The 25,331-nt window shown below is 38.0% G+C and carries 19 protein-coding genes; 4 read left to right on the forward strand and 15 right to left on the reverse strand.

Going from position 1 to position 25,331, the window contains the following annotated elements:
- Positions 1 to 8: 8 nt before the first annotated feature.
- The 3 genes from AA0Y26_RS19700 to tlp form a co-directional block, all read right to left on the reverse strand.
- Complete coding sequence (locus AA0Y26_RS19700; RefSeq protein ID WP_413363712.1) at positions 9 to 1,463, reverse strand: aldehyde dehydrogenase family protein; 1,455 nt, start codon at positions 1,461 to 1,463, stop codon at positions 9 to 11.
- A gap of 205 nt (positions 1,464 to 1,668) precedes the next feature.
- On the reverse strand, positions 1,669 to 6,186 hold the full coding sequence (locus AA0Y26_RS19705; protein ID WP_413363713.1) for a S8 family serine peptidase: 4,518 nt from the start codon (positions 6,184 to 6,186) through the stop codon (positions 1,669 to 1,671).
- Between the two features lie 756 nt (positions 6,187 to 6,942).
- Positions 6,943 to 7,179, reverse strand: coding sequence for a small acid-soluble spore protein Tlp (gene tlp / locus AA0Y26_RS19710; protein WP_413363714.1), 237 nt, complete (start codon positions 7,177 to 7,179; stop codon positions 6,943 to 6,945).
- 334 nt (positions 7,180 to 7,513) lie between these two features.
- On the opposite strand from tlp, the gene AA0Y26_RS19715 reads away from it, so the two are divergent.
- Positions 7,514 to 7,654, forward strand: coding sequence for a YjcZ family sporulation protein (locus tag AA0Y26_RS19715; protein WP_413363715.1), 141 nt, complete (start codon positions 7,514 to 7,516; stop codon positions 7,652 to 7,654).
- A 180-nt stretch (positions 7,655 to 7,834) separates the two neighbouring features.
- Here the strand turns inward: AA0Y26_RS19715 and AA0Y26_RS19720 are convergent, their stop codons facing one another.
- On the reverse strand, positions 7,835 to 8,125 hold the full coding sequence (locus tag AA0Y26_RS19720) for a hypothetical protein (RefSeq protein ID WP_413363716.1): 291 nt from the start codon (positions 8,123 to 8,125) through the stop codon (positions 7,835 to 7,837).
- A gap of 466 nt (positions 8,126 to 8,591) precedes the next feature.
- On the opposite strand from AA0Y26_RS19720, the gene AA0Y26_RS19725 reads away from it, so the two are divergent.
- A complete protein-coding gene (locus AA0Y26_RS19725) occupies positions 8,592 to 8,795 on the forward strand; it encodes a spore coat protein (RefSeq protein ID WP_413363717.1) in 204 nt (67 codons plus the stop codon).
- Positions 8,796 to 8,813: 18 nt separating this feature from the next.
- Positions 8,814 to 9,128, forward strand: coding sequence for a spore coat protein (locus AA0Y26_RS19730; RefSeq protein WP_413363718.1), 315 nt, complete (start codon positions 8,814 to 8,816; stop codon positions 9,126 to 9,128).
- A 108-nt stretch (positions 9,129 to 9,236) separates the two neighbouring features.
- Here the strand turns inward: AA0Y26_RS19730 and AA0Y26_RS19735 are convergent, their stop codons facing one another.
- Positions 9,237 to 9,473 carry a small acid-soluble spore protein Tlp gene (locus tag AA0Y26_RS19735; RefSeq protein ID WP_413363719.1) on the reverse strand — a complete coding sequence of 79 codons (237 nt, stop codon included), beginning with the start codon at positions 9,471 to 9,473 and terminating at the stop codon, positions 9,237 to 9,239.
- 217 nt (positions 9,474 to 9,690) lie between these two features.
- Here AA0Y26_RS19735 and AA0Y26_RS19740 point away from each other — a divergent pair, with 217 nt between their 5' ends.
- Entirely contained in the window at positions 9,691 to 9,834 is a 144-nt protein-coding gene (locus tag AA0Y26_RS19740) for a hypothetical protein (RefSeq protein WP_413363720.1), read from the forward strand.
- Between the two features lie 184 nt (positions 9,835 to 10,018).
- Here the strand turns inward: AA0Y26_RS19740 and AA0Y26_RS19745 are convergent, their stop codons facing one another.
- The 10 genes from AA0Y26_RS19745 to AA0Y26_RS19790 form a co-directional block, all read right to left on the reverse strand.
- Positions 10,019 to 10,870 carry a DegV family protein gene (locus AA0Y26_RS19745; RefSeq protein WP_413363721.1) on the reverse strand — a complete coding sequence of 284 codons (852 nt, stop codon included), beginning with the start codon at positions 10,868 to 10,870 and terminating at the stop codon, positions 10,019 to 10,021.
- Positions 10,871 to 11,064: 194 nt separating this feature from the next.
- Entirely contained in the window at positions 11,065 to 12,342 is a 1,278-nt protein-coding gene (locus tag AA0Y26_RS19750) for an MFS transporter (RefSeq protein ID WP_413363722.1), read from the reverse strand.
- Between the two features lie 663 nt (positions 12,343 to 13,005).
- Entirely contained in the window at positions 13,006 to 13,665 is a 660-nt protein-coding gene (locus AA0Y26_RS19755; RefSeq protein ID WP_413363723.1) for an SMI1/KNR4 family protein, read from the reverse strand.
- A gap of 283 nt (positions 13,666 to 13,948) precedes the next feature.
- The gene (locus AA0Y26_RS19760) at positions 13,949 to 14,515 is read right to left on the reverse strand and encodes a DUF4256 domain-containing protein (protein ID WP_413363724.1); all 567 of its coding nucleotides are present in this window, start codon (positions 14,513 to 14,515) and stop codon (positions 13,949 to 13,951) included.
- An 86-nt stretch (positions 14,516 to 14,601) separates the two neighbouring features.
- Entirely contained in the window at positions 14,602 to 14,826 is a 225-nt protein-coding gene (locus AA0Y26_RS19765) for a hypothetical protein (protein WP_413363725.1), read from the reverse strand.
- A gap of 261 nt (positions 14,827 to 15,087) precedes the next feature.
- Complete coding sequence (locus AA0Y26_RS19770; RefSeq protein WP_413363726.1) at positions 15,088 to 17,268, reverse strand: amidase family protein; 2,181 nt, start codon at positions 17,266 to 17,268, stop codon at positions 15,088 to 15,090.
- Positions 17,269 to 17,355: 87 nt separating this feature from the next.
- On the reverse strand, positions 17,356 to 19,407 hold the full coding sequence (locus AA0Y26_RS19775) for a methyl-accepting chemotaxis protein (protein ID WP_413363727.1): 2,052 nt from the start codon (positions 19,405 to 19,407) through the stop codon (positions 17,356 to 17,358).
- A gap of 843 nt (positions 19,408 to 20,250) precedes the next feature.
- The gene (locus AA0Y26_RS19780) at positions 20,251 to 22,203 is read right to left on the reverse strand and encodes an LTA synthase family protein (RefSeq protein ID WP_413363728.1); all 1,953 of its coding nucleotides are present in this window, start codon (positions 22,201 to 22,203) and stop codon (positions 20,251 to 20,253) included.
- A 514-nt stretch (positions 22,204 to 22,717) separates the two neighbouring features.
- Positions 22,718 to 23,701, reverse strand: coding sequence for a bile acid:sodium symporter family protein (locus AA0Y26_RS19785; protein ID WP_413363729.1), 984 nt, complete (start codon positions 23,699 to 23,701; stop codon positions 22,718 to 22,720).
- Between the two features lie 10 nt (positions 23,702 to 23,711).
- Complete coding sequence (locus AA0Y26_RS19790) at positions 23,712 to 25,097, reverse strand: FAD-binding oxidoreductase (protein ID WP_413363730.1); 1,386 nt, start codon at positions 25,095 to 25,097, stop codon at positions 23,712 to 23,714.
- Positions 25,098 to 25,331: the final 234 nt, after the last annotated feature.

Below are 25,331 nucleotides of genomic sequence, written 5' to 3' on the forward strand. Positions count from 1 at the left end.
CTTTTCTATTAATAAGGTAACTTTCTTTGACCATAGTTTACAGAGATCCATTTTAACGTTGTGAACTCCTCTAGACTCCACTCTCCGTTCAAGCGACCTAGGCCAGATTGTTTCTCCCCGCCAAACGCTACAATCGGTTCATCATTAATTGTTAAATCATTTACATGAATCATACCCGTGTGTACTTTTTTCGCCAGCTCCACACCACGCTCCAAGTTAGATGTATGAACTGCACCGCTTAAGCCGAAGCGAGTATTATTAGCAATATTAATTGCGTCTTCTTCTGTTTCAAATGGAATCACACACACTACCGGACCAAACAGCTCTTCCTGTGAAACGCTCATATCAGTTGTTACATCTGCTAAAATCGTTGGCTCAAGCAGTCTGCCATGAATATTTCCTTTAAGAAGCGGCGTTGCCCCCTCTGCAATCCCTTTTTCAATTAAGGCTTCAAGAGTTTTTGCCTGACGGTCATTAATGACAGGGCCGATAATTGTCTGAGGATCTTTCGGGTCACCAACCGTAAGACTCGCTACCTTTTGAGCATATTTTTCAATGAATTCATTGTAAATTGATTGTTGCACAAGAATTCTATTGGCTGACATACAGATTTGTCCTTGATGTGTAAAGCGGCTAAATGTCGCAGCATTTACAGCATATTCAATATCAGCATCCTCCAATACAATAAAGGCACTGTTTCCACCTAGTTCCAGTAAAGGTTTTTTGAAGTTTTTAACAGCCAGCTGTCCAATATAACTTCCGACTTTTGTTGAACCTGTAAAGGAAATAATCCTTGGAATTGGATGCTCCACAAATGCATCCCCAATTTCATTGATGTCTGTTACAACAACATTAATTAACCCTTTTGGAACGCCTGCTTCCTCGAAGATTTTTCCGATTAATGTTCCACCCATAATTGGTGTATCTTCATGTGGTTTTAATACAACTCCATTTCCTGCTCCTAATGCAGGTGCCACTGATTTCATCGATAAAAAGAAAGGGAAGTTGAATGGACTAATAACCCCTACAACGCCTGCTGGAATACGATACAATCTATTTTCCACATCATCTATTGTCGAAGGCAGAATTTTCCCCTCCATTCTTAATGGGAAAGTAGCAGCCTCTTTAATGATATTCTTTACAAGACCAATCTCGAATGCCGCTTTTAGCCTTGTACCTCCCAGCTCATCCATAATGATGGAGGTAATTTCTTCTTCATGCTCTTCAATATATTTCACCGCATTTTCTAAAATATCGCGTTTCTTATAGGGATTCACTTTATCCCATTCCTGTTTAGCCTTTTCTGCTGCCTGATAAGCAAGATCTATATCCTGGATACTTGCTAATTTATATGTATTAATTACTTGATCATTATAAGGATTGATATTATTTAAAAGCGAACTGCTGTGTCCATCTCGCCACTCTCCATCTATAAACTGCTTCCCTAACGTCTCAATATTCATGTACTTACCTCCAGGGTATAATTAGTAACTGCAACAGTCTGAATATCGGCATAATTAGGAAATACTTTACTTATAAAATCTAACTCAAATTCCCTCAAAAAGAATTACAGCTTCAATCAGGGGAGGTTTTCTTTTTCAAGCAGACTAAAAAAGAACGGCCTCTATCATCGTTATAAACGATTTAGAGGCCTCTCTCATTGTTATTTTACGGTGTTTGTTTTACTTCACCGTTTAATGATTCAGCAGCTTCTTTGTCTTCAGATTCACCTGAAGTTTGTTTATCTTCAGCTCCACCAGAAGTCTCTCCTGCAGGTGCTGGGACATTGACATATAATTTACCAGCCGCTCTTTGACGAGTCTCATTGTTAAAGCCATCGATTGCAATAACTTCAATGACTGCGCCATTAGCTACAGTATCAGCAGGTACCGTCCAGTAGCCGATATAATGACCGTTTCCTTGTTCCATCATCGGTAATTCAGTCGCATTGTTTACATCGTTTGTTAGTGGCATATGGATGACAAACGTCGGTTTTAATCCAGGCTCACTATCAAATTCGATTTTGACTGTTCTACCAGTTGCCACATAAATATCGCTTACTGGTTTTAAGTTAGAAATTTGTGGTGCATCGAAATCAGCCGTCACTGTCACTGTCTTTGACACGCTGTTGCCGGCCTTATCCGTTGCTACTACAGTAATTTCATTTGTCCCATTATCTAAAATCATACGTTTTGAATATTTGCCATCACTTACGGCTGCAGGTGAACCATTGACCATAACCGTGTCAATATTAGCATCCGAGATTAACCCTTCTACCGTTACTGTTTCACGATTTACTTTTTCACCATTCGCCGGTTTATCGATTGTTAGCTCTGGAGCCGTTGTATCTAAAATAACAGATACTGGAGTAGATTCCCCTGTTACTTTATCATTTAGCTTCGAAACAACCGAAAACTCATTTGAGCCTTCAACCAGATTGACATCAATGGCAAATTTGCCGTCATCACCAACGACTGTATCCGCTACTACTTCGCCATTTTGTTTTAATTCAATCGTCGTTGTTGGTGAAGCTGTTCCAGTAACCGTTGTTGCAGCCTCTTTTGTAATAGAGCCTGTAGCCGGAGACGTAATCATTGGACCAGTTACTTCATAGCTGACACGTGCCCGAATCATATAATTTCCTTCGCTCGTTGGAGATGATGACCAAGCCCCTGATACATCTTGATAGCTTCTACCTGCATTTGTGCCATCTTCATCTGTAGCAAGCCCCGGGCTGTTCGGATTTGCAACTGTTTGGCGGTACACCATATAGAAGTCGCCATTTACGACAATATTATGTTCCGATAAGTCAACAACTGTCCATTCGCCATTACGTAAAGCAGTAGCATCAATAGGTCCTGCCAGCTTCTTGCCAGGCGTACCATCTGCACCAGATGCATCCCATACTTCTACAGCAAATGCCGTTCCACCTGGTGAAGGCCACTCAGCTGTCCAGAAGCGGAAGACGCCATCTGTAACAATTCCATTTTCCTTCCCTTCAGGAAGAGACATTTTCACCGCCCACGCATTACCAGCAGCATTGAATGCACGCGCATTTTCAGCTGTACCATCATCATACCCAATTTCTCCACCTGGGTACGTGTAGAATGGTTCAAGTGAAATATTTTGCGTCACTGGTTGTCCAGCAATCGATACAGGCACTTCTTGGCCATGATAACCGCGAGCGATGACTTTTAATGTATAGTCGCCCTCATAAGCAGTTACCGTAAAGTTACCACTTGCATCAGTTACAACAGGAGCGACATTGGCATCCTCCACAAGAATGACCGTTGCTCCTTCAATTGCTTCTCCTGTAGACTGATCCGTAATGGTTCCTTGTACCGTGTTTTGTGCGACTTCATCTAATGTGAAATTCGCAGTGGAAGTACCATCCGCCTCGATTGTGACCGACTGTTCTTCAGATGTGAAGCCGTAAGCTTCCGCTTTCACTGTAAACGTCCCTGCTCCATGTGTAAGCGCATAAGAACCATCTGCTGGATTCGTATAAACAGAGCGTCCTGATTCCAGTACGCTTACCTGAGCACCTAATGGCAGCAGTGTAGGATTGTTAACTTTTTCAACAACTGGCGCCCCGTCTTTTGAGCGCACTTCCGGTTTAATTGTCTTTGGATCAATCGCTTCTTTTAATGCCTCTTTATCTTTATCCTTCGCATTTCCATTATTTCCGTTATTTCCGTTATTTCCTTTTCCTCCATGAATACCATTGTTTGCTTTATTACCATCGTTACCCTTATTGCCATTGTTTCCGTTATTCTTACCTTTTGATACTTTACCAGTTTGAGACACATCAGTTAATGCGATATCATCAATATACCAGCCATCCCGCTGTACACTTGAATCTGAGTAAGCGTTAAAGCCGATATAAATACGCTGACCCGCATAATCGGATAAGTCAACTTCTGCATCTACCCAGCCATTCGATTGGCCTTGAACTGTTAATAATTGCGTCCAATTTTCTTGGTCTGTTGAAACAAATACATGTCCATAATCCCATGCTCGACCAGAAGTAGACTGTTCAAAATTATGCCAATGCTTAAACTGAAGGTATGTGTTTCCTTCCGGTAAATCAATTGGCGGTGCAACAAGTGTAGCATTCATATTGTTTGCATAGGAGCCTGCTAAATTTGTCGCATATACCTTTTCACCTGATGCTGCATTTCCGGGACCAGATGTCGGTACACCCCATTCCCAGCTATCCTGACTGCCGAATGAATACCAGCCAGTTGGCTGTACTTCAAAGTCTTCAGAATAACCAACTGTAATTCCTGGTTTCACATCGACCACATACTCTTCACTGCTGACTTCATTATTACCAAAATCATTCACTGTCCATTTATATGTGAATGAATTGCCGGTAATCATCTCACCCGGTACTACTACAGCGAATTCACCGGATTTATAATCCCCGGATTTTCGGCCAGCTGTAATTTGCTGCCATGCATTGTTTGCATCTTTGTAGTGAAGTACGACAGAGGAAACACTGATATTATCACTCACAGAAACAGAGAGATTCAATGCCATGCCAGCATATGTTTCAGCCGGTGCAGTATGCTCAAATGTAGGTGCTTCATTATCAGAACCTTGTTGTGTTACTTGGCCTTCCAATGTACCAAGGCCTGTAATGATAGAGGATACAGCTTCATACGCATCGACTAATCCATAGCCGTAAGCATGGTTAGGAACAGATGGATATTGGCTGTCTGTCAACGGATTTGCAGTCTCTAACAAAATCTCTTCCATTTCATCGACTGTTAGATTTGCATCTACTTGGCGAAGAAGGGCTGCTACACCTGATACAGCAGGACCTGCCATTGAGGTACCATTCCATCCTCCCTCATAGCCCCCACCTGGTACAGCAGAACGAATATTTACACCTGGTGCTGAAATGTCTGGTTTAATTTCATCATACGGAGATGGTCCTCGTAATGAGAAGCTCCCTACTTTATTATTAATATCCGTTGCACCCGTCGCAAAGGACTCAGGGTAATTGGCTGGTGAAGCAACTGAACCTGCTCCTCCAGGATTTGTAGCTGTCGTGTTGCCGGCAGAAAATTCAGGGAAGATTTCGGCTGCACGCCAGTTATTAACGACATCTCGGTACCACTCATCCAAGCCTGGGCCGCCGCCCCATGAGTTGTTTACAATATCCGGAGCCATATCAACACGTGGATTTCCATTGGCGTCTGTCGGCGCTAAAATCCATTGTGCAGCTTCCAAAAGATCAGCATCTGATCCGCCATTTGAAGTAAATGCTTTTACAGCAATATATTTAGCACCCGGTGCCACACCAATTTGGTTGGAGCCATCCGGTTCACTACCGACCATTGTGCCTGTTACGTGTGTTCCATGATCCAGATCATCATATGGGGCAGACCGTCCAGAAGCCGTAGCATCATACCAGTTATAATCATGGGTTACTTGTCCCGTTGCGGCATTATAACCACGGTACTTCTCTTTTAAAGCCGGGTGATCCCATTGAACGCCTGTATCGATACTTGCAACAACCGTTCCAGAACCATCAATGCCCATATCCCATACTTCCGGTGCTTTTACACGCTCAATGTTCCATTCAACATTCGCCGTTTCCGCACTTGGTGCTGCTGCCTCTTCAGTTTTTGTAGTAAACAGCTGACGTGTTTCATTTGGCAGCACTTTTTCTACCTCAGCGAACGTCGCCACTTTTTCGGCCACTTCTTTTGTTGCTGTTACGGCAATCGCATTTACGATATAGAAGGATGTAATATCAGCCGCATTCCCAGCAGCTGCCTCTTGTTCAAGAAATTGAAGGACTGTTTGTTGAGATTCTATAGAAGTTGCCTTTAATTCAGAAACAACAGCAGAGCGCTGCATTAACTTTGCATTATGTGCGGACAGGTTTGATCCTTCTGCTTTTTCCCGGGCTTCCGTAGCTGCCTGAGCTGAATTTGCTTTCTCTTTGAATTTCACTAAAAATGTCACTTGATCATCGCTTTTAAAGCTTTCAAGCAAGCGATTACTCACCTTATCCCGTACAGAGCTGACCGGGCTGTTAGAATCTTTAAAAGATTCATAGAGACGGTTAGCAGTTGTTTCTGCGCTAACAAATCCGGGTGTTAATAAAGAAACCGTCATAAATGCAGAGGCTACCACACTAATTGCTTTGCCAGAAGACTTTTTCCTCTTCAATTTCCTTCCCCCTTCGTTTTTTATTCTCTTTTTACCTACTCTTCACTATCAATCTCTGCAAGGGATTGATAAATCGCTTCCCTCCTTTACGCTAAATAATTCAGGTAAAAAGAATTAGTTCGATCATTGTGAGATTTCTAGATGTGAGTCCTATGATAAATGAGTATGTAAATTATTTCTGTCATAACTTGTCATACTATTATGATTATTTACTTTTCAGTAACTATATCCTATTCGGATATAGGTAAATAGTTAAGAAAAATATTATAAAAAGTGTTGTAGTACTGATCTACATAGGTTTTTAATAGGAGAAATTCAGAGAGAAAGAGTCTGCTTTTACAAAAACAATTAATTTAGACTAGAAAAACTTAAGAAGATAAACAAAAAATATGGAAAATAACTACAACGGGTCTTTTGTTCTGATTATCAAATACAGCTAAAATTGAAGGAGCCATGGAGGTTTTAAATAAGATGTAATATTTCTATCATGCGAGGATTAATGAAAAAGACTCATTCATTATTGAATAGATAGTAAGGCTTGCATCCAGTTTTTAATACCTGGATTACTTTTCAGCTTTCTAAATAGTTCACATAAGCATGCTTCAAGTCGACAAAATTCGCGGCTTTCATATTGAAAAAAAACGAATTGGTATTATTTTACTTACAAAAAAAAGACCGCAATCAGAAGCCCATTCCCGAGCTTCTAGATTGCCGTCTTTTAAATTGTTTTGTCTTAGTGAAATAAAAGATTATGCCCTACGCCTTGCCTTTTTTACGAGCTTCAATTTCATCTTTCATTTCTTCTTTTAACCCTTCAATTGATTGTTTGCGTCGTTCATTCTTCTCTTGGATTATTTCGCTTTGCATCGGATCAGCAAACTCCATACTGATTTCAGCTTCATGAAGATTTTCTTCCGTATTTCTAATAATATCCCGGATTCGCTCCACATTGTTTGAACGATCATCAGGTTTTGGATGTTTTGAATTAGACATGGTAACCTCCTGAGTTTCTAAAGATTTCGGTATTAGTTTGGATTTTTCTAATCATTCTATGCATCCATTTTTATAAGACCAATTCCATCTTTTCGGGAATAGAAAAGCTCACTTTAAGTAAATAAAAACAACGATTGCAAGACCCTTGCATCATGAAGGAATGATAGACCACAATCTCTTAGTTCCAATGCTTATAATTAGGATATTTTGTATTTAAGTTAAATGCATTTTGTATTTTATTTTTTAAAATGATAACAATCTATTACATTTATCCATACCCGCTTTATTTCCTTACATATACTAAACTGAATAAAAACAAAAGGAGGTGTTACGAATGGGTGCATCAGGTTATCAAGGCGGCGGCGGATACGGCGGATACGGTTCTGGTTCTGGCTTTGCTCTTTTAGTTGTTCTCTTTATCCTTTTAATTATTGTAGGAGCTTCTTTCTACAGCGGCGGATACGGTGGTTACTAGTATGAAACCCCATAAAAGGCAGTTAGTATAGTTGTTCCCGCTTTTAACATCAACTCTCCCTCTAAAAAAGCAGCTGCCCAGAAAGCAATAACTTTCTGGGCAGCTCTGTTTTATTTTCACGGATCCCTTACTTAAACTCAAAACCCAAAGCGCTGCTAGGTGAATATCTTCTCGTGAGCTTTAACCCCGCTTTTCTAAATTATAGTAGTAAATAAATTGCATGATTTCGCCTCTCATCTCAATTGTCGTGATATCTTTTTTATGAAAAACAAAACCCACTTTATCTTTATATTTTTCTATTTTAATTAGCACATTACAAAAAAGATCCATCCAATTTTGAAATTCACATAACACCAATGAAAAGCTAAAATCTATATTGTCTTTTTCAACAAAAACAATATGATGATTTTCATCGTATTCCTCAAAAGTGATACTTATAGTAGGTTTATTATCTTCACTTAGATTCTTCACACCTATGGCTCCTTATCTATTGTCTATTTTTTCTGCGTCAAGGTTTGTACATACAGCTAACTGTGCTGCATCACCATTCATAGCCTTTTCATCTGGTGGTACAAAAAACACGAGGCGGCCCGTAAAGTAATACTTCTTTGCATGAATTCAATTCCTTATTATGGTTATTTAAATATATGTATTTTACCAGATTGCTATCTTTTTAGAATTCAACTGAATGAAGAAAGCAGCAATAAAACAAAACAGCTTTGCCTATAGGCTGGAAAGTGTAGAAGTTCTGGCACCTAAAAGATTGTATTTTCCACAAAACCTCATGCGAAGATGTGAGGCTGTTCTCTATTTATTATGGAGATTTCTACATAGGCAGATACGTGTAAAAATTTATAGGATTATCATTCTAGGATTAAAATTAGCAACTCCGGGTAAACGATAGGGGAAAACCCAATACGAACTAGGAGGTAATGGAATGGCTGCAAAGGAACTTGCATTACATGAACAATTGGAAGTACATGAAGTCCTTATTTTTAAAACGACTTGTGTAACAAAAAGTAAATTATTTGTAGATCTAGTTCAAGACAAGAAATTAAAGGAAATTATCGAAGAAGATTTAGAGCTTTCCACAAAAGCAATTAAAGATTTGAAAAAAGTGCTTGCAGATGCAAGTAAATAAAAGACAGGAGGAAGAGTAATGGCTACTAAAAAATCCGAGGAAACAAAAAATGAACAGCTAGATGTAACTGTTATTGATGACCTGGCAATCGCTTCTGATTTACTTATCACAGCTAAAGCAGGCGTAAGAAATTTAGCGGTTGCAATTACGGAAACAGCTACTCCTTCCGTGAAAAAGCTGCTACGCCGTGAGTTGGATAACGCTATTGATCTGCATGATAAAATTGCTCAATACATGATTAAAAATGAAATGTACCATGCATATGATTTAGATGAGCAGATGCAGCATGACTTAGAAAAAGCTGATATTGCGCTAAATTTAGTAAAAAAATAGTTGCTGGACTGCGTTAAATCAAAAATGGATTCCCATCCTGGGAATCCATTTTTCATGTATTCAATTTTAAATTTCGAATTGACTGCTGCCTCTTTCTGAGCTATCGCCTTATTCGAAGCTATTTTTTCGGGCTTCAAATGCAGCCTCGTCACTTAACTGTTTCTTCATTTTATCAACTGAATGCTTGCGGCGCTCATTTTTTTCTTCAAGGTTTTCACGTTCTTCCGGACCCGCAAATTCCATGCTGATCTCCGCTTCTCGGATATTTTCCTCTGTATTTTCAATCATTCTATCCAGACTTAACGCATTATTCGATTTACCATCCCTATTTTTCTTTATCGCCATTTTAAAGACCTCCTCTTCATTTTTGATTACTGCATTAGTTTGTTTTTCTTTATTTGATTTATGCAAAAAAGGAATGATGAAAAAGAAGACAGACACTTTAAACGTGTAAATCGTCCATAAGCTAATCAAATTGCTTTTAATATAACATGCAACTTTGCACATATTAGTTTAGACTTTATCGGCCGTTCTTCATATTACGAAAAGGAGGTGAAATAAAATGGCAAAGAAAAGTAAAACTACATTCAAAAAGGAAAAGAAAGAACACAAGGATACAAATATACGCGAAGAGTATTCAAAAGAGCTAAACCAAGTCATTCATAATAACGCTCCGCAGGAAGTTACGAAACATAGAGGGACTTAAATAAAAGCCTTGGCTCAGCCTTTCTTTTGCCAGGCGAGCAGATAAAAAACTATGCCTCCACCGAGTGATATCAAGACTTGGTGAAGGCATTTACCTAATGTATCTTTTATTATTTTATCTACTATTATTTCACCTGAAGGATTTCTTTAATAAAACCTTCTTTTCACATTTTTCTGAAGCACTTCTAATTCTCTAATCCAGCAATCCCAAAGCCGCCAGGTCCCGAGTGAGTAGAAATCATAGCACCAGCTTGAATCCAAGTGATGTTTTCAAAACCAGCTTGAACTGCCATCTCATTCATTTTCTGCTTAATACTTTCACTGAGTCCAATTGAATAGATAAAATAAATTTGTTTTCTATCAATATCATATTGAGATAAATAATCACGCATTAATTTTTCCGCAACAACGCTCATATTCCCTCGGTATTTCTTAGTGGAAACAAGCTTTCCGTCTACTAACTCAATGCATGGTTTTATTTTCAGCAAAGCGCCGCCGAGATACGCTAAATTACTTACCCGTCCACCTGCCTTTAAAAAATCTAAGCTTCCTGGACTGAAAGCAAGTCTTGATTTAGGAACCATGGATTTAATTTTTTCAATTAATTGAGCAGGCTCAATCGACGGTTCATTCTCTAGTAAATCAGCAGCATACATTACCACGGCAGTTAGTCCGCCTGTAACGTTTAGCGCATCAATTAAAAAAAGATCTGTAAAATCTTCCGCAGCAATTAACGCATTCTGAAAGGATGCTGATGCTCTTGATGTGTAACCAATATGAATAATGATACTATCAGGAAATTCCTTTCTAATACCCGTAAAGAACTCAGAATACTCATGGACATTTGTCGCAGATGTAGACGGTATCTTTTTTGTGCGGTCATAATAATTATAAATTTCTTTTACGGATAAATGGCCATCTAAATAATCCTGACCCTCCATAATAATATGCATTGGTACTATTTGAACATGATGTTTCTCAGCCAATTCTTTCGGTAAATCTGCTCCACTCTCTGTCGTTAAAATAATCCTTCTCATTGTCCATCTCCCTCTGCTAGTACACCCATTCCCGTTTGTGCTTAAGCTTTATAATTTTCTCTAACTATACAGCAATAAAGAGAAACATTCCTTTTTAAATTATAAAAATTTTATTACAGCAGTTGATTAGAAAACCTTAAGGAACAGACCTAAGTTTTTTTAGGTAGGGAAGCACTTTTATTCAACTACACTAATTAAGATTGCGGGATATCGGTGCTAATCTTAGATTGCCGGCGCTTTTCTTTAAATAAAATCACTCCAACTAATCCCATTATGGAGAAAATAACAGGTGTGAAGAAACCGTAATAGTATCCCTCACCTTGATTACCTGAAGTGGATTGAAAATAATCTAGTACATAGCCAAAAATGATTGGCAGCAATACTGCACTTAGAAAACCTCCTGTATTAGCAAATCCCGAAATAATACCGGATTCTTTTACAGGGAAGGATTGACGTACACCTGCAAATGTCAATGCGCTCGCTCCGTATCCAAAACCAATAATAAAGAAGAGTATCATTAACAAGAAAAACGGCGGCAGCCCCTTAAACAACAGGAAGGAAAACCAACTTAACAAAACAATGAGATGAACGATAATATATGGCCATTTTATTGTTTCTAACCGGCTTGAAACCCAGCTAGCTACAGGGGCGCCAATAAGTGCTCCGATAAGACCGATCATGATCATCTGGCTTGCATCTGAGCGGGTCATTTCATACATATTCATTCCATATGGTACGGCCCAAGAACTAATAAAACCTACATAACCGCCGACTACGCCAAAATGACAAAAGAATAGAGCCCATGCTTGCCGGCTTGAAAAAATCCTCCGAAGTAAAACCGCTGTTTTTTCACGCTGTATTTCTTCTGTTGCCACTACCGGTGCATCTACAAAAATTTGTCTTGATTTTCTTACAAGTACAAAATAAAGGAGAACACCACATAAACATAATAGTAGTCCCGCTGAGAGAAATGCTCCTCTCCAACCAAGTAATTGAATCCACGCAGAGAAAGGCACTGTCGCTAATAAGAAACCGAGACTGCCCGTCATACCGGCGAAGCCAATTAGTCGAACAAATTCCTTTGCGTGAAACCACTGAGCCAAAATGAGCACCATATTAACCCAAATGGTCGCATCCCCGATCCCGGTAAGTATTCTAGCAAAAAACAGTACAAATTCATGTGTCCCGACACTATAAATGACTGTACCTAAACCTGTAAGAGCTGCCCCAGTAATTAGAAAAAAATTCGGTCCATATCGATCAGCTAAAATCCCCATCGGAATTTGTAAACTCGTGTATACAAAAAATTGTATACTCGTCAATAACCCAATTGTCGATGCTGTTACACTAAAGTCCCGCATCAATTGATCTGTAATCAATCCTGGAGCAGTTCGTTGACTTGCCATTAACAAATAAGTAAATAATACCGTAACAAATACAATCCATCTATATTTGCTATTTTGTTTTTCCAATAATTTTTACCCCTATTAGCTTTTATTTTATATATATGAATTGCATGTAATTATAAAAACCTGTTTTTCAGCAGGGTTTTATATTTTCAAGAGAGTGAAGAACTGCCCTTCATTAAAATATCCGGCTTGTTGCCTTTTATTAGTAATTACATTCTATAGAAAATTCGATTTCTCCTGCTGCTTGCTCTCTCAGCTTCAATCAACTGGCATATCGAGACACATAAGAGCTTGAAACCTTATCAAATCTATAACTGATTTCAATGATCAAGAAGGATGTATAACATTATCGCTTACTTTTAAAGCCCTCAAAAATTTACGACAGTTTCTTTTAATGCCATAAGGTATGATGAAGTCATTTACGATATCCATGGTTGTCCCGTATGTGTACCGCCATTTCATCATGACCTTTACAAGAGGAGAAGTTCTTCGGAAGAACGATAAGTTTCCTATCCGATCGACCTGTCCGAACTTTATGTAATACCGGAAAAAGTATCAGTGGCTTACCGCACCCAAAGCGTAAAACACATTGATTACTATAGCTTCATTGTTATTGGCGAAGAAATTGATGTTATGTTAATTTTTTGATGAATTGAATGCACGGGGGTTTGCCGCTGTCACCGTAGGGGGTTAATTAGTTATTGAAGTATCCCCTTATTTCCCCTTTTACATTTTCTTGCTATACTCATAAACGTCTTTAAGCTGTATATTAAGCAGCTCAGCAATCTCTGTAATTTTTTTACCCTCTATTTTCATTCCCTTAATTTTTTCTTTTATTGATTCCTCGTATTCTTCTGCCATAGTGAATAACGGATTTAATAGAGATTCCCAGATTTCAAAATCTTCAGCTTTATTTTTTTCTATTACACTGTTTACTAGTGCTTTCAACTCTTTATGCTGTATCGTTCGCTTTCCCCTTACTATTTGTTTTTCCGTAAGGAAGCTTCTTATGTCCTTCAAAATATGCAAGAATGATTGCATTGAATCTGCAAGGAAAGTACCATTATCCCAGCTCCCCATACCATGCATCAATCTAGATACAGGATATCCAGCTTCATTTAACTCAATGATTATCGGATCCCCACATAGAGTTTCATATCCGATAACAATCCAGCTATCATTCCAAGTATCCTCTTCCTCCGTTACAAGAGAATTCCCATCGCTGTCGATACTGTAGCCTATTTGACATTCATCAATTTCTTCAAAAGAAAAGACTTCAAAATCCACAAAGTCTTTAATTATTTCATATTCCAATTTGATTAAGTTTAACTCTCTCTTCACTTCCTCTTCTTGATAAGAAGAACCAAATTTTATAATTGCCGTCATAAATTTATCCACCCTTCATTTTCATTAGTTATGAAAATCCACTATTAAAATAGTATTAAAATTCTACAAGGATATAGATTTCCCCTCCCAAGACTGAACTTATATAGTTCAAGCAAGCCTTTTACCATAGCCATCAGCTTTATGAAACATGTTTGCCTTTTTATAAAATCCAATATAAAAACAGACGGCCAACTAAAGGTGCTTGCCTGCACTTCTAAACCGTCTGCTTTTTCTGCCAGCATATTTATTTACAATTACTTAAGCTGCCGTTTTCAAATGATATCTAGATTCTTAAAGAGCCGCGGAAACCTCTGGCAGCGTAATAAGAATCTGCTCCATTGTGGTACATGAACACAGTATCATAGCGGCAATCACAAAAGATAGCCCCGCCTAGTTTTCTAATGTTATCAGGTGTTTTCACCCAGCTCGATGTTTTTTTATCGAATTTCCCAAGCTTCTGCAGTTCTCGGTACTGCTCTTCCGTTAGCATCTCTATGCCCATAGCAGCTGCCATATCGATAGCGCTGTTTTCTGGTTTATGTTGTTTCCTAGACTCCAGCGCCTCGCGGTCATAACAAACACTTCTGCGGCCTTTAGGGCTTTCCGTTGAACAATCAGTAAAAATATATTCACCTGTTTGTTGATCAAGACCAATAACATCCGGCTCCCCGCCTGTTATTTCCATTTCATTAAGTGACCATAATTTTTCACTATTCATTTCTAATCTTGATTGTACGTCAGACCATTCAATTTCTTCATGACGATTCATATTTTTTTCAAAACGAGCTTTCAATATTCCAAATAACTCTTCACGCTGCTCCGATGACAACTCTTGATTTCTCTTTGCCATATTAGCTTCCCCCTTATCGTTTTTTCATAATGATTTACGTGCTAAGCTGCCCCGTTAGTATAGCAATTTTTTTAGTAATATTCAGCTTAAAAATCTAAAAGTTCCGAATCCCCTACTATGGTTTTGTTCAATCTCTTATTACCTAGATTGATGTCTAGAAGAAGCACGGATCGTTCATGTTCCTTCAAAAAATGTTCGCACTCCTCAGCACTTGTCACAAAAGCTGTTTTGACCTCAAACATATTATAATATTCACAAGTTGTTTCGGCTAAAGCAATTTCGTCATCAACAATTAAGCAATCTAACTTCATTGTAAATCTCCTAAAAAATACTATCCTGCTTGGGCAATAGGATATCTACAGTATACAGTAAATGGGATCATCAGGTGTAAATTTATGGATGCCGAAAAGTTGATTTAAAATTGAGTCTACCTCCCGGAGTAGTTTTATGACAGTAGATAAACCAAAGATAAAAGGCATCTCATAAGTTTCCTTTGCTTATGAGATGCCTACATGTTATTTATTATTCTTTTGTAACCCTTATTTTTACCTCAAAAAATTCACTCTTACTATTTACTTTACTGGCTTAAACTGGTCATCTAGACAGCGAGCCATAAATGCAGCAAAATATTGACGCGAGAGATTAATAGATGGTTTAAATGTTCCATCTGCATAACCAGCAGCAATATTATTGGCTGCCAGCACTGAAACAACATCATACGCCCAGTGCTCTTTTGAAACATCTTTGAATTCAGCTGGACTAGTTCCTTTTAAGTCGTAAGCTGATACTAGGATCTTCGCCGCTTGTGAACGAGTTAAATTTCCATTTGAGTCAAAATATTTTTGACCTTGGGCATTTACTTTTCCACTGATGATACCTAATTCAACCGCTTTCGCAATCTCCTCATAGCCATTATCACCCGGTTTCACATCGATAAATCCTGGATTTACAATAGCGGAAAAGTCGTTAATTCCTTTTTCTCTTAAAATCATACGTACAGCTTGTAGACGGGTAACAGAGTTGTTCGGTTTAAACGTTCCATCTGTATAGCCTTGAATAATTCCTTTAGCTGCTAAATACTCAATTTCGTCTACAAAGGAATTTACATCTTTAAATTTGGGTTTATCCTCTAAATCAACCGTAAAATTAGGCGTCGTTTTCGGTATTGTTCTGGCTTCTGTTGCTTGTTCAAAAGAGTAAGCTAAATCTAACAAAGCTTGTTCACTGTATGCTGTCCCGAAGAATGAGATACCAACAGGCACCTCTTGCTTCGTAACTCCAGCCGGTACAGTAATTTCAGGGAATCCTGTTGCTGATGCTACATAACTCGCAGCATAAGTATCATAGGCTTCACATACATATGTTGGATCTTCCTTATCAAATCGTGGAGATGCCGGACATGACATTGTCGGGAATACTATTGCATCTAAATTTTCTTTTTCCATGATTGCTTGTATTTCATTACGCACGTTAGACATGTCGTTCGTAATTATTTGATTGTATTCTGGAGTATCCTTGAATTCCGCTTGTTTCAAAGCTGTTTTCAAGCCTTCTAAACGCCCTGGATTTACTGGTGTTGCTGAATTTAAAACTTCTGGCGATTCACTAATCTTAATTATTTCCTCCAGCGTTTTCGGCTGGCCTTCCGGAAGCTGTGCCAGGTATTCTTCAAATTGAACCTTAAAATCAGCATCATTAACAGGTCCAACAATTGGCGTCCATAAGTATTGTGTCAGCTCTGAGAAAGACACTGGAATTGCCACTGCGCCCATTTCTTCCATTTTTTCTATAGCTTTTTTCGCAATTTCGTCCACTTCTGCACTGTCTCCAAAGAAGTCGACGGCCACACCTACTCTTGCAGTTTGCAATGCTGTGTTATCTAGGTTTTCGCTATAGTCTTCAACAATATAATTCTTGGCTGGCAATGTTTTATCGTCTTTTTCATCAACTCCGGCCATAAAACTCAATGCAATTGCTGCATCCTCTACAGATCGAGCTAACGGACCAGTTGTATCGAAAGTTAGTGAGGAAGGGATTACTCCACTGCGGCTTGTTAAACCTGTTGTTGGTCTAATACCAACCAGACCCGTGACATTGGCAGGACCTCTCACCGAGGCAGAAGTATCAGTACCTAAACCAAATACAGCAAAGTTTGCTGTAACTGCTGCAGCTGTTCCGCTGCTTGATCCAGAAGCATCACGGTTAAGGTTATATGGGTTTAATGTTAAACCACCTAAAGAACTGTATCCTAGTCTTCCATAAGATGCTGCTAATTCCGACATATTTGTCTTTGCTATGATAATAGCTCCTGCATCCTTAAGCTTCTGAATAGTAAAGGCATCCTCGCGAGGATAAGCATCCTTTAGAGCAACAGACCCTCCTGATGTAGGCATTCCTTTTACGTCAAAATTATCTTTTACAACGATCGGAATACCATGAAGAACACTTCTTGGACCGTTTTTTTGTCTTTCTTTATCTAATTGCTTTGCCATCTCCAAAGCTTGTGCATTAATCGTAATAATTGAATTAATCGCTGGGCCTTGCTTGTCATACGCTTCAATACGCTCTAAATAATACTCAACGAGCTCCTCTGAAGTGATTTCATTATTATTTAAAGCATCAGAAATTTCACCAATACTCTTCTCAAATGGATCAAATTCTGTTTCTTTAGCAGAAACACTTGCCAATGGAAGCAGTGTCATTACTAAAATAAATGCAATCAGGGTTTTAAGCTGACCCATCGTTTTAAACATAGTATTTCCTCCCTAGTCTTTTATCTACTAAACTTTTAATATTGCCCCGCTAAACAAGATTAATAAAATCAAAGGGTATATTAAAATTTATAGCTTAAATTGCTGTATAACTTCTTCTAAATCTACTGACATTCTAGCCAGCTCTTGGGCAGCTGATGAGACTTCTTCCATTGAGGCGCTCATCTGTTGCGAAGATGCAGCCACATTTTGTGAATGTTCGTTTACCTCTAAACTTGTTTTCGACACTTCCTCTATATGGTCTACCACTTCTGCTATATGATTTTTCATATTTTCCATCGCTTTACTAACTTCTGTGATTTTTGGTGTGACAGTAAGAACAGAATTCTTAATTTCTCCGAAAGCTTTTCCGCTTTCATTAACAAGTTTCATTCCCTCTTTAGCTGAGTTCGCCCCTTGATTTACAAGACTCATCGAATCCTTGATTCCGTCTTTAATATCATTAATAATCTCGCTTATCTGCAATGCTGACTGACTGGACTGCTCTGCTAGTTTCCGTACTTCATCTGCTACTACTGCAAAGCCCTTACCATGTTCCCCTGCTCTTGCAGCTTCGATTGCAGCATTCAAGGCAAGCAGGTTTGTTTGCTCTGAAATCGACTGTATCATCAGGCTGATCTGGCTGACTTCATTTGACTTCTCATTTAATACGCTAATTTTTTCAGCAGAAGAGCTCACGTTTTTATCTATTTCACCCATTTGCTTTACGGTTTGACCAACAACATCACTACCTTGTTTAGCAGTTTCAGCAGAATAATGGATCGATGAACTTACATTGTTCATGCTCACTGTCACATCATCAACATGCTTAAACACTTCGTTTATAATCTCTACTGCATTTTTCATAGCAGCATTCTGTTCATCTGTTCCGTTAGCAACACTTTGAATCGACCCGGATATTTGATTAGAGGCTTTCTGGTTTTCGATAGAAGATGCTGCCAGCTCCTCAGATGTAGCTGATAATTGCTGGGATTCAAATGATATCTTTTTCATTGTTTCCTTTAAACTACTAGCCATAATGTTGTAGTTCTTACCCATATCGCCAATTTCATCATTTGACTTAATCTCAACTAATTGAGTCAAATCTCCATTTGACATAGCTAATGATAAGTCACTAATGTTTTTGATTCTTCGTGTTATCACCAAGCTTACAAGTACAGAAACGATTACAGCTATTACCGCAATAATTCCGCCTATAACGAAAATATTTGTACGTATAGAGTTTGCTGTCGCTAAAAGCTCACTCTTTTCGATAGCAGCAATATACTTCCAGCCTTCATTCTCTGAAGTTACTGTGTTTAATACATACTCTTTTCCATCAATTGTGGCTTCAAATGAACCATCTTTACTTAAATCCTCTAGTTCCGGAATGTTTAGAGTAGAAATTGATTCGAAATTCAATTCAGGGTTCTTTGGGTGTGCAAGGATTGTTCCATCGCCTTGCGCTAAGATTACGTAACCATTTTTCCCTATACTGATTTCCTTGATAATATCCGTTAAGCCTTCCAAGCTTATATCTAGACCTAGCACACCTACTTGTTTTCCGCCATTTTCAATCGTAGTGACATTACTTACTATAATTCCTTCGATTCCCGTTGCGGCATAGGCGCTTGTTAATTTTACTTTCCCTGGATCCTGAGTGGCTGTCGTATACCAAGGACGATCCCTTGAATCAAAGCCAGCTGGCACGGGACCTTCAGGGTATTGAACATAACCTCCGTCCGCTGTACCCATATAAATATAAGCAGCATTTGGATGACTCTCACTAAATTGAGAGAACACCTCATATATCGCTTTTTCCTTCTCACCATTCGTTGAAGGAGTCATATCAATTGAATCTTCTCCCTCTACATCTATGTAGGAGGTGATACTTGAATCAGCATTTAGAACGGCAGGGTTGGTAGCTAATAAACTAACATTTTCCCTAATCGATTCAAAGTACATAGAAATTCCGTTGTCTACCTGTGAGATTTCTCTTTCACTAAAATTAAGATAATCTTTCTTTGTTATTTCGCTGACTTTTATATTTACTAAAAATCCTATAAACACGATCGGTACTAGTGATAGTAATAAAGAATAAATTAAAACCTTTAATTTAAATGAAAATCTTCTTTTCTTCATTTTAATAAACCTTCCTGCTTTTTTATTGAGATAATCATGTGCCGGTTGTTACTGCAGATCTTCTAAATTGTTAAGTTAAATCATTTACCATTCCTTTCTGCATGACTGTTCATGGAAAGGCATTACCAGTAATTAGAAAACCAATCTAAAAGGCTATTCTATTTCCCATAGAATAGCCAAAGGTTTTAAATAAGTATTAATCTACAAATTTAATAATCAGGTGATTATCGTTTAGATTACAGGACCTTTTGATTAATTCCCAAACCTTAGATATAAGGTTTTACTGCCTATCCTTTTGTAATATTGTAAGTATAAAATCCTAACTTTATTAATAATCTCACACAATTCTACATAGTTCAACATTTTTTGGCAAAAACCCCAGCTTTATTAACGAATCTGTCATTACTATTTTTCTGATAGATTAAAACATTTCCAAAGTTATCAGCATCGTATTAAAATAATTTCTCATTTATTTGAGTTTCGCGCTTATAATTCTCTATGAAAAAGTCTTTTATAATGGTTTAGCATCAGCAACCCGCCCAAACTTAATACAAAGGACCTATAGCCTAGCCTCATTCATTAAATACATAAAAGCAGATAATTAATTAGAAGAGCATGATGGCACTTCTAACCCGCCTGCTTTCTATGGTTCATTTACTACTAGACGTATGTAACGTATCAAAATATACGGATTCTAATAACAGCATAAGAGATATTAGCAAGCCCCCTGTATTGATCCTTATCAAAAAGTATATAAAAAAGGCAATTCAAGAAAACGATAAGACATCAACAATACGTTGATCTCAAATACCTTTTCTTGAACTGCCTGCTAACTATTAATCATTATTCAGTTTCTACATTCGATTCTTTCTTATAATTGTACTGAGAAGGATCGACTGGAGTAAATCCTGTTGGCGTATAGAATCTCAATAAGTCACCATTCACGACTTTATCAGATAACTGTAATTTATAATCCACTTCATCTTTGATAGTATCGGCCTGCTCTAATTGACTATCATCCAGTGGTAAGCCTGTTTTATTATCGTAAAATTTTTCATTAATTGAATAAATCTCAGGGCTCACGAAATCGCCATTTCTAAATGGAACAACTTCATTACGCTCTTCTGATAATAAATCTGAACCAAATTGAACAAATTTTTGCGAATCAATTCCTAGCAAGTGTAACACCGTTGGCAGAAGATCTACTTGCCCACCGTAAGAATGGTCTGTTCCACCTTGCATTCCTGGAACATGGATAAATAATGGTACTCGTTGTAAATTAGCACTTTCATATGGTGTAATTTCTTTTCCAATGACTTGTTCCATCGCTTTATTGTGATTTTCTGAAATACCATAATGATCACCATAAAGAATAATCATGCTGTTATCATATAAACCTGATTCTTTTAATTGATTAAAGAACTGTTCAATAGCTTCATCCGCATAGCGTGCTGTTTGGAAGTAATTATCGACACTTGCATCACCCGTACTGCCTTTACCAATTGTTGCTAGGTCCTGGTTAAGTTTATATGGATAGTGGTTCCCAACCGTAATAAATTTCGTATAGAACGGCTGCGGTAAAGTATTTAAAAGATCTGCTGATTGTTCAAAGAATGGTTTGTCCAACAAACCATATTCAGCCATATCTGTTTCAGAACTCGTGTCATAATAATCGGCATCAAAGAACTTATCGTAACCGAACGATTTATAAATCACATTACGGTTCCAGAAGCTCCCTTCATTTCCGTGGAATACAGCAGATGTATATCCCTCATCCTTTAATATTGCGGGAGCTGCTTGATACTTATTTTGCCCTTTTGTAATGTAAGCAGATCCTTGCGGTAAACCGAATATAGAGTTTTCAAGCATAAATTCTGCATCTGAAGTTTTACCTTGAGCTGTTTGATGGAAGAAATTATCAAAATACAACGTATTCGAATCTTTGGCTAAGGAATTTAAAAATGGCGTCACTTCTTCACCATTTAATTGATAGTTTATGATAAAGTTTTGGAATGATTCTAAATGTAAATAGATAACGTTCATTCCTTTTGCTGCACCAAAATATTCTGGATTAGGCTTAGCATAGTTGGATTTCGTATAGTTAATCACTTCTGTAATATCACTGCTATCCGCTAAAGCTCTCTGTGATGACGCCTTCATCGTTTCAACGGAGTCATAAATCGTATAGTTATACATGCCTAAATATTTTACGATATAGTTTCTGTCAAAACCTCGTGTTAATAACTGCGGACGGCTGGATTCAGCCAGCCCTAAATTGATAATTGACAATACTAACGCAAAAGCTATCACAGCTATTGCTCTTTTGTATCCAAATCCATTTGTCTCTTTTTGAACTCTTTTTGAAAATCGTAGATATAATACGACAACTACATCCACAAAGAATAAAAGATCATAAGGTTTTAATAAAGAAAGAACACTACCTCCTAAATCTCCAAAGTTCTGCGTTTGAAAAATTGTAGGCAATGTAATGAAATCACTAAAGAATCGGTAATACACGACATTTGCATATAAAAGAAACGACATAAGTATATAGATTATCACTAGGGTTGTATATTTTTTCTTTCCTTTAAAGAAAAATGAAAATCCTAGAAATAACAATGCTGAACCTAAAGGATTAATGAATAAAAGGAATTGTTGAAGAAATCCTTCTACACCTAAGTCAAATTGTGTTGTTTGCGTGAAGTATGTTTTCATCCATAACATCAAAACGGCTAATATATATATCCCAAAAAAGCTGTTTAATAGAGTACCTTTTTTATTTACTAAACTTTTCATTTTTGCACCTACCTTTTACTTACATAAAAATTAGATTGATATGAAGTGAAATTATCAATAGTAAATCCCTAAAGTATTATTGCAAAATAACTTATTCCGCAACTAAACTATACTATTCCTAATCCTGACTTCTGTCAAGTCACTACTATATGACGAAAGAAAATCAATATTGTTTCTTCTAGTTGTAAATCTGTCCATAAAAAACACCTCATAAACATTAGTTTTCTAACTAATGTTTACGAGGCACTTCACATTATCACTCTTTATTTTAGAATTTTTTAAGTTCAAGCATGCTGCTGTTTTATTATACAAAGCCTAGTTCGCAGCAGAAGAGATGTTGCTAGAAATGATTCAAACACTTATTAAATCCTTTGGCAATCGATAAAACAACTATTTTCCTAACTCCTGCTAGCAGCCTAATAAAGTCGAGTGTTTCTTTTCATTGGCGGTATGTGCTGCATAATAGATACATGCAAAGTGGGACAGTAAATACTTTCTACCTTAATACAGCCCTTTACACTTGATTCCCGCTATTGCTTTCCTGTACCGGTTCATGAAGCCGGCTCTCTGCGTTCTCCGGTTTTTTCGACCAGTAAGTGGCAAGAATCGGTCCGGAAATATTATGCCAGACAGCACCCAGAACACTAGGTAAAGCAGCCAATGGGCCAAAATGGGCCGTGGCCAACGCTACGCCTAGTCCAGAATTTTGCATGCCTACTTCAATGGAGATAGCTCTCCGATTACTTTCATTAAGTCCTAACATAAGAGCTGTTAAATAACCAAACAGCAATCCGAATGCATTATGGAGAACTACTGCTGCAAAAACAATGGCTCCGGCAGAAGTAATGCTATCAACATTCCCCGCCACAACAGCAGATACAATAATCATAATAGCAGCTACAGAAATAAGCGGAATGATGTTTATGCTCTTTTCTACTACCTGAGGAGCAAACCTTCTTATAACAATACCTAGAATAATCGGCAAAATAATGACTTGAATAATGGAAGTAAACATTGCCATTGGATCCACCGGCATCCATTTACCAGCAAGTAATAGTAATATTAACGGTGTTGCAATAGGCGCTAATAATGTTGAAAAGGATGTCATTGTAATCGATAACGGTACATTCCCTTTAGCTAGATACACCATAACATTGGAAGCCGTCCCCCCTGGAACAGAGCCAAGCAGGACTAGACCTGCAGCTAATTCCGCTGGCAAATTCATAATATAAGCAATTAAAAAAGCAGAAAGCGGCATGATAACATATTGCGCACAGACACCAATAATAACGGGCATTGGATTCGTTAAGATCAGTTTAAAATCTACAGCTTTTAATGTCAGTCCCATCCCAAACATAACAACCCCTAGCAAAATCGTGATGTATCCTCCAAATACTAAGAAAGGGTCCGGAATGATAAAGGCAATAACAGCTATACAGATGACCCATACAGCAAAGTATTTTCCAGCTATCGTACTAATCGTCTCTAGAACTCTCATATTTCCACCCCTACTTTTTTATTTTTACTATTTTATTTGGGTTCAAAAGACCATCAGGATCAAGGACCTGCTTAATCTTTTCCATCACAAGCAGTGCTCTCCCATGTTCTTTTTCCTGATATTTCTGTTTACCAATACCGACACCATGTTCTCCTGTACAAGTCCCCCCTCGTTCAAGAGCGTACATCACAATCAGCTCATTAAACTCATCAGCTTTTTGGATTTCACGAACGTCGTTCATATCAATCATTAAGAGAACATGGAAATTGCCGTCACCGACGTGGCCGACAATACCGCCTGTAAGCGTTAACAGATTAAGCGCTTCTCTCGCATGTGCAATAGCACCTGCCAGCTCGGAAATCGGTAAGCAGACATCGGTCACCATTAGTTTTTTTCCTGGGTGACCATGTACATAGGCATAGGCTAAATTATGACGTGCTTCCCACAGCTGATTTCGAGCCGCATTATCGGTCTCAAATTCAATACCTTCACAATGATGGCTCGCTACAATTTCTTTCATAAATTCAACATCTTGCCTTAAACCAGCTTCATTTCCCTGAAACTCCAAAAATAACGTTGGTTGTTCCTTATAAGCTGTTTTGCTATGCAAATTTACTTGCTTCATCGAAATTTCATCTACTAGTTCAACTCTTGCAATTGGAATTCCGGCCTGTAAAATACTGACGACCGCTTCCACAGCATCATTGACTGTTTCGAAGGATGCTCGGGCAGCCATAACATATTCAGGAATTCCATAGACTCTTACTGTCAATTCAGTAAAGCAGCCCAGCGTTCCTTCAGACCCTACGAATAAACCATTCAAATGATAGCCTGATGATGACTTTTCCGCTAAATTTCCCGTATGAATTACCGTACCATCTGACAGAACCACCTCTAAATCCCGGACTTGATCGCGCATAGTACCATACTTTACAGATGTTGTTCCACTAGCATTTGTTGCTGCCATCCCTCCAAGTGTTGCATCTGCTCCAGGATCTACAGAGAAAAATAGCCCGTATTTCTTCAGCTCCTTATTCAACTGAGAACGCGTCACCCCCGGCTGAACTTTCACAAGAAAGTCCTTCTCCCTAACTTCTACTATTTTGTTCATGAGAGAAAAATCAATTGTTATTCCATGGTCATAAGGAATAACATGCCCTTCCAGGCTTGTTCCCCTTCCAAAAGGCACGACCGGTACTTTATGTTGATTCGCTATATTCATTATACTGCTCACTTCTTCCGTCGTTGTCGGAAACACAACAATATCAGGTAGACTGGCACTATGATAAGATTCATCCATACTATGTTGTTCCAAAATTGTTTGATTGATCGTTACTTGGCTCTCTGGGATGACACTCCGCAGAGCGCTTACTACTTCTTCATTTGTTGTAATCATTTTAATCTCCCCCTCTTTACTCGCATTCTTTCCCTGTGTTCGTTAATTGTATTTTGATTGGTTGAATTATAAATATATATGTCATACCAATTTCCCCTATTCTTCAAATTGGTCCAACCTTTATTATTGTACTAAATATTCTGAAAATATCAATTATTATTATTTTTATTAAATTGCTAATCTTGCCTTACTTTTGTATGATTAAAACGTTTAAAGGACTATGTAATCGAAGGG

The organism is Lysinibacillus canaveralius (genome assembly GCF_047301505.1).
GTDB lineage: Bacteria > Bacillota > Bacilli > Bacillales_A > Planococcaceae > Lysinibacillus_B.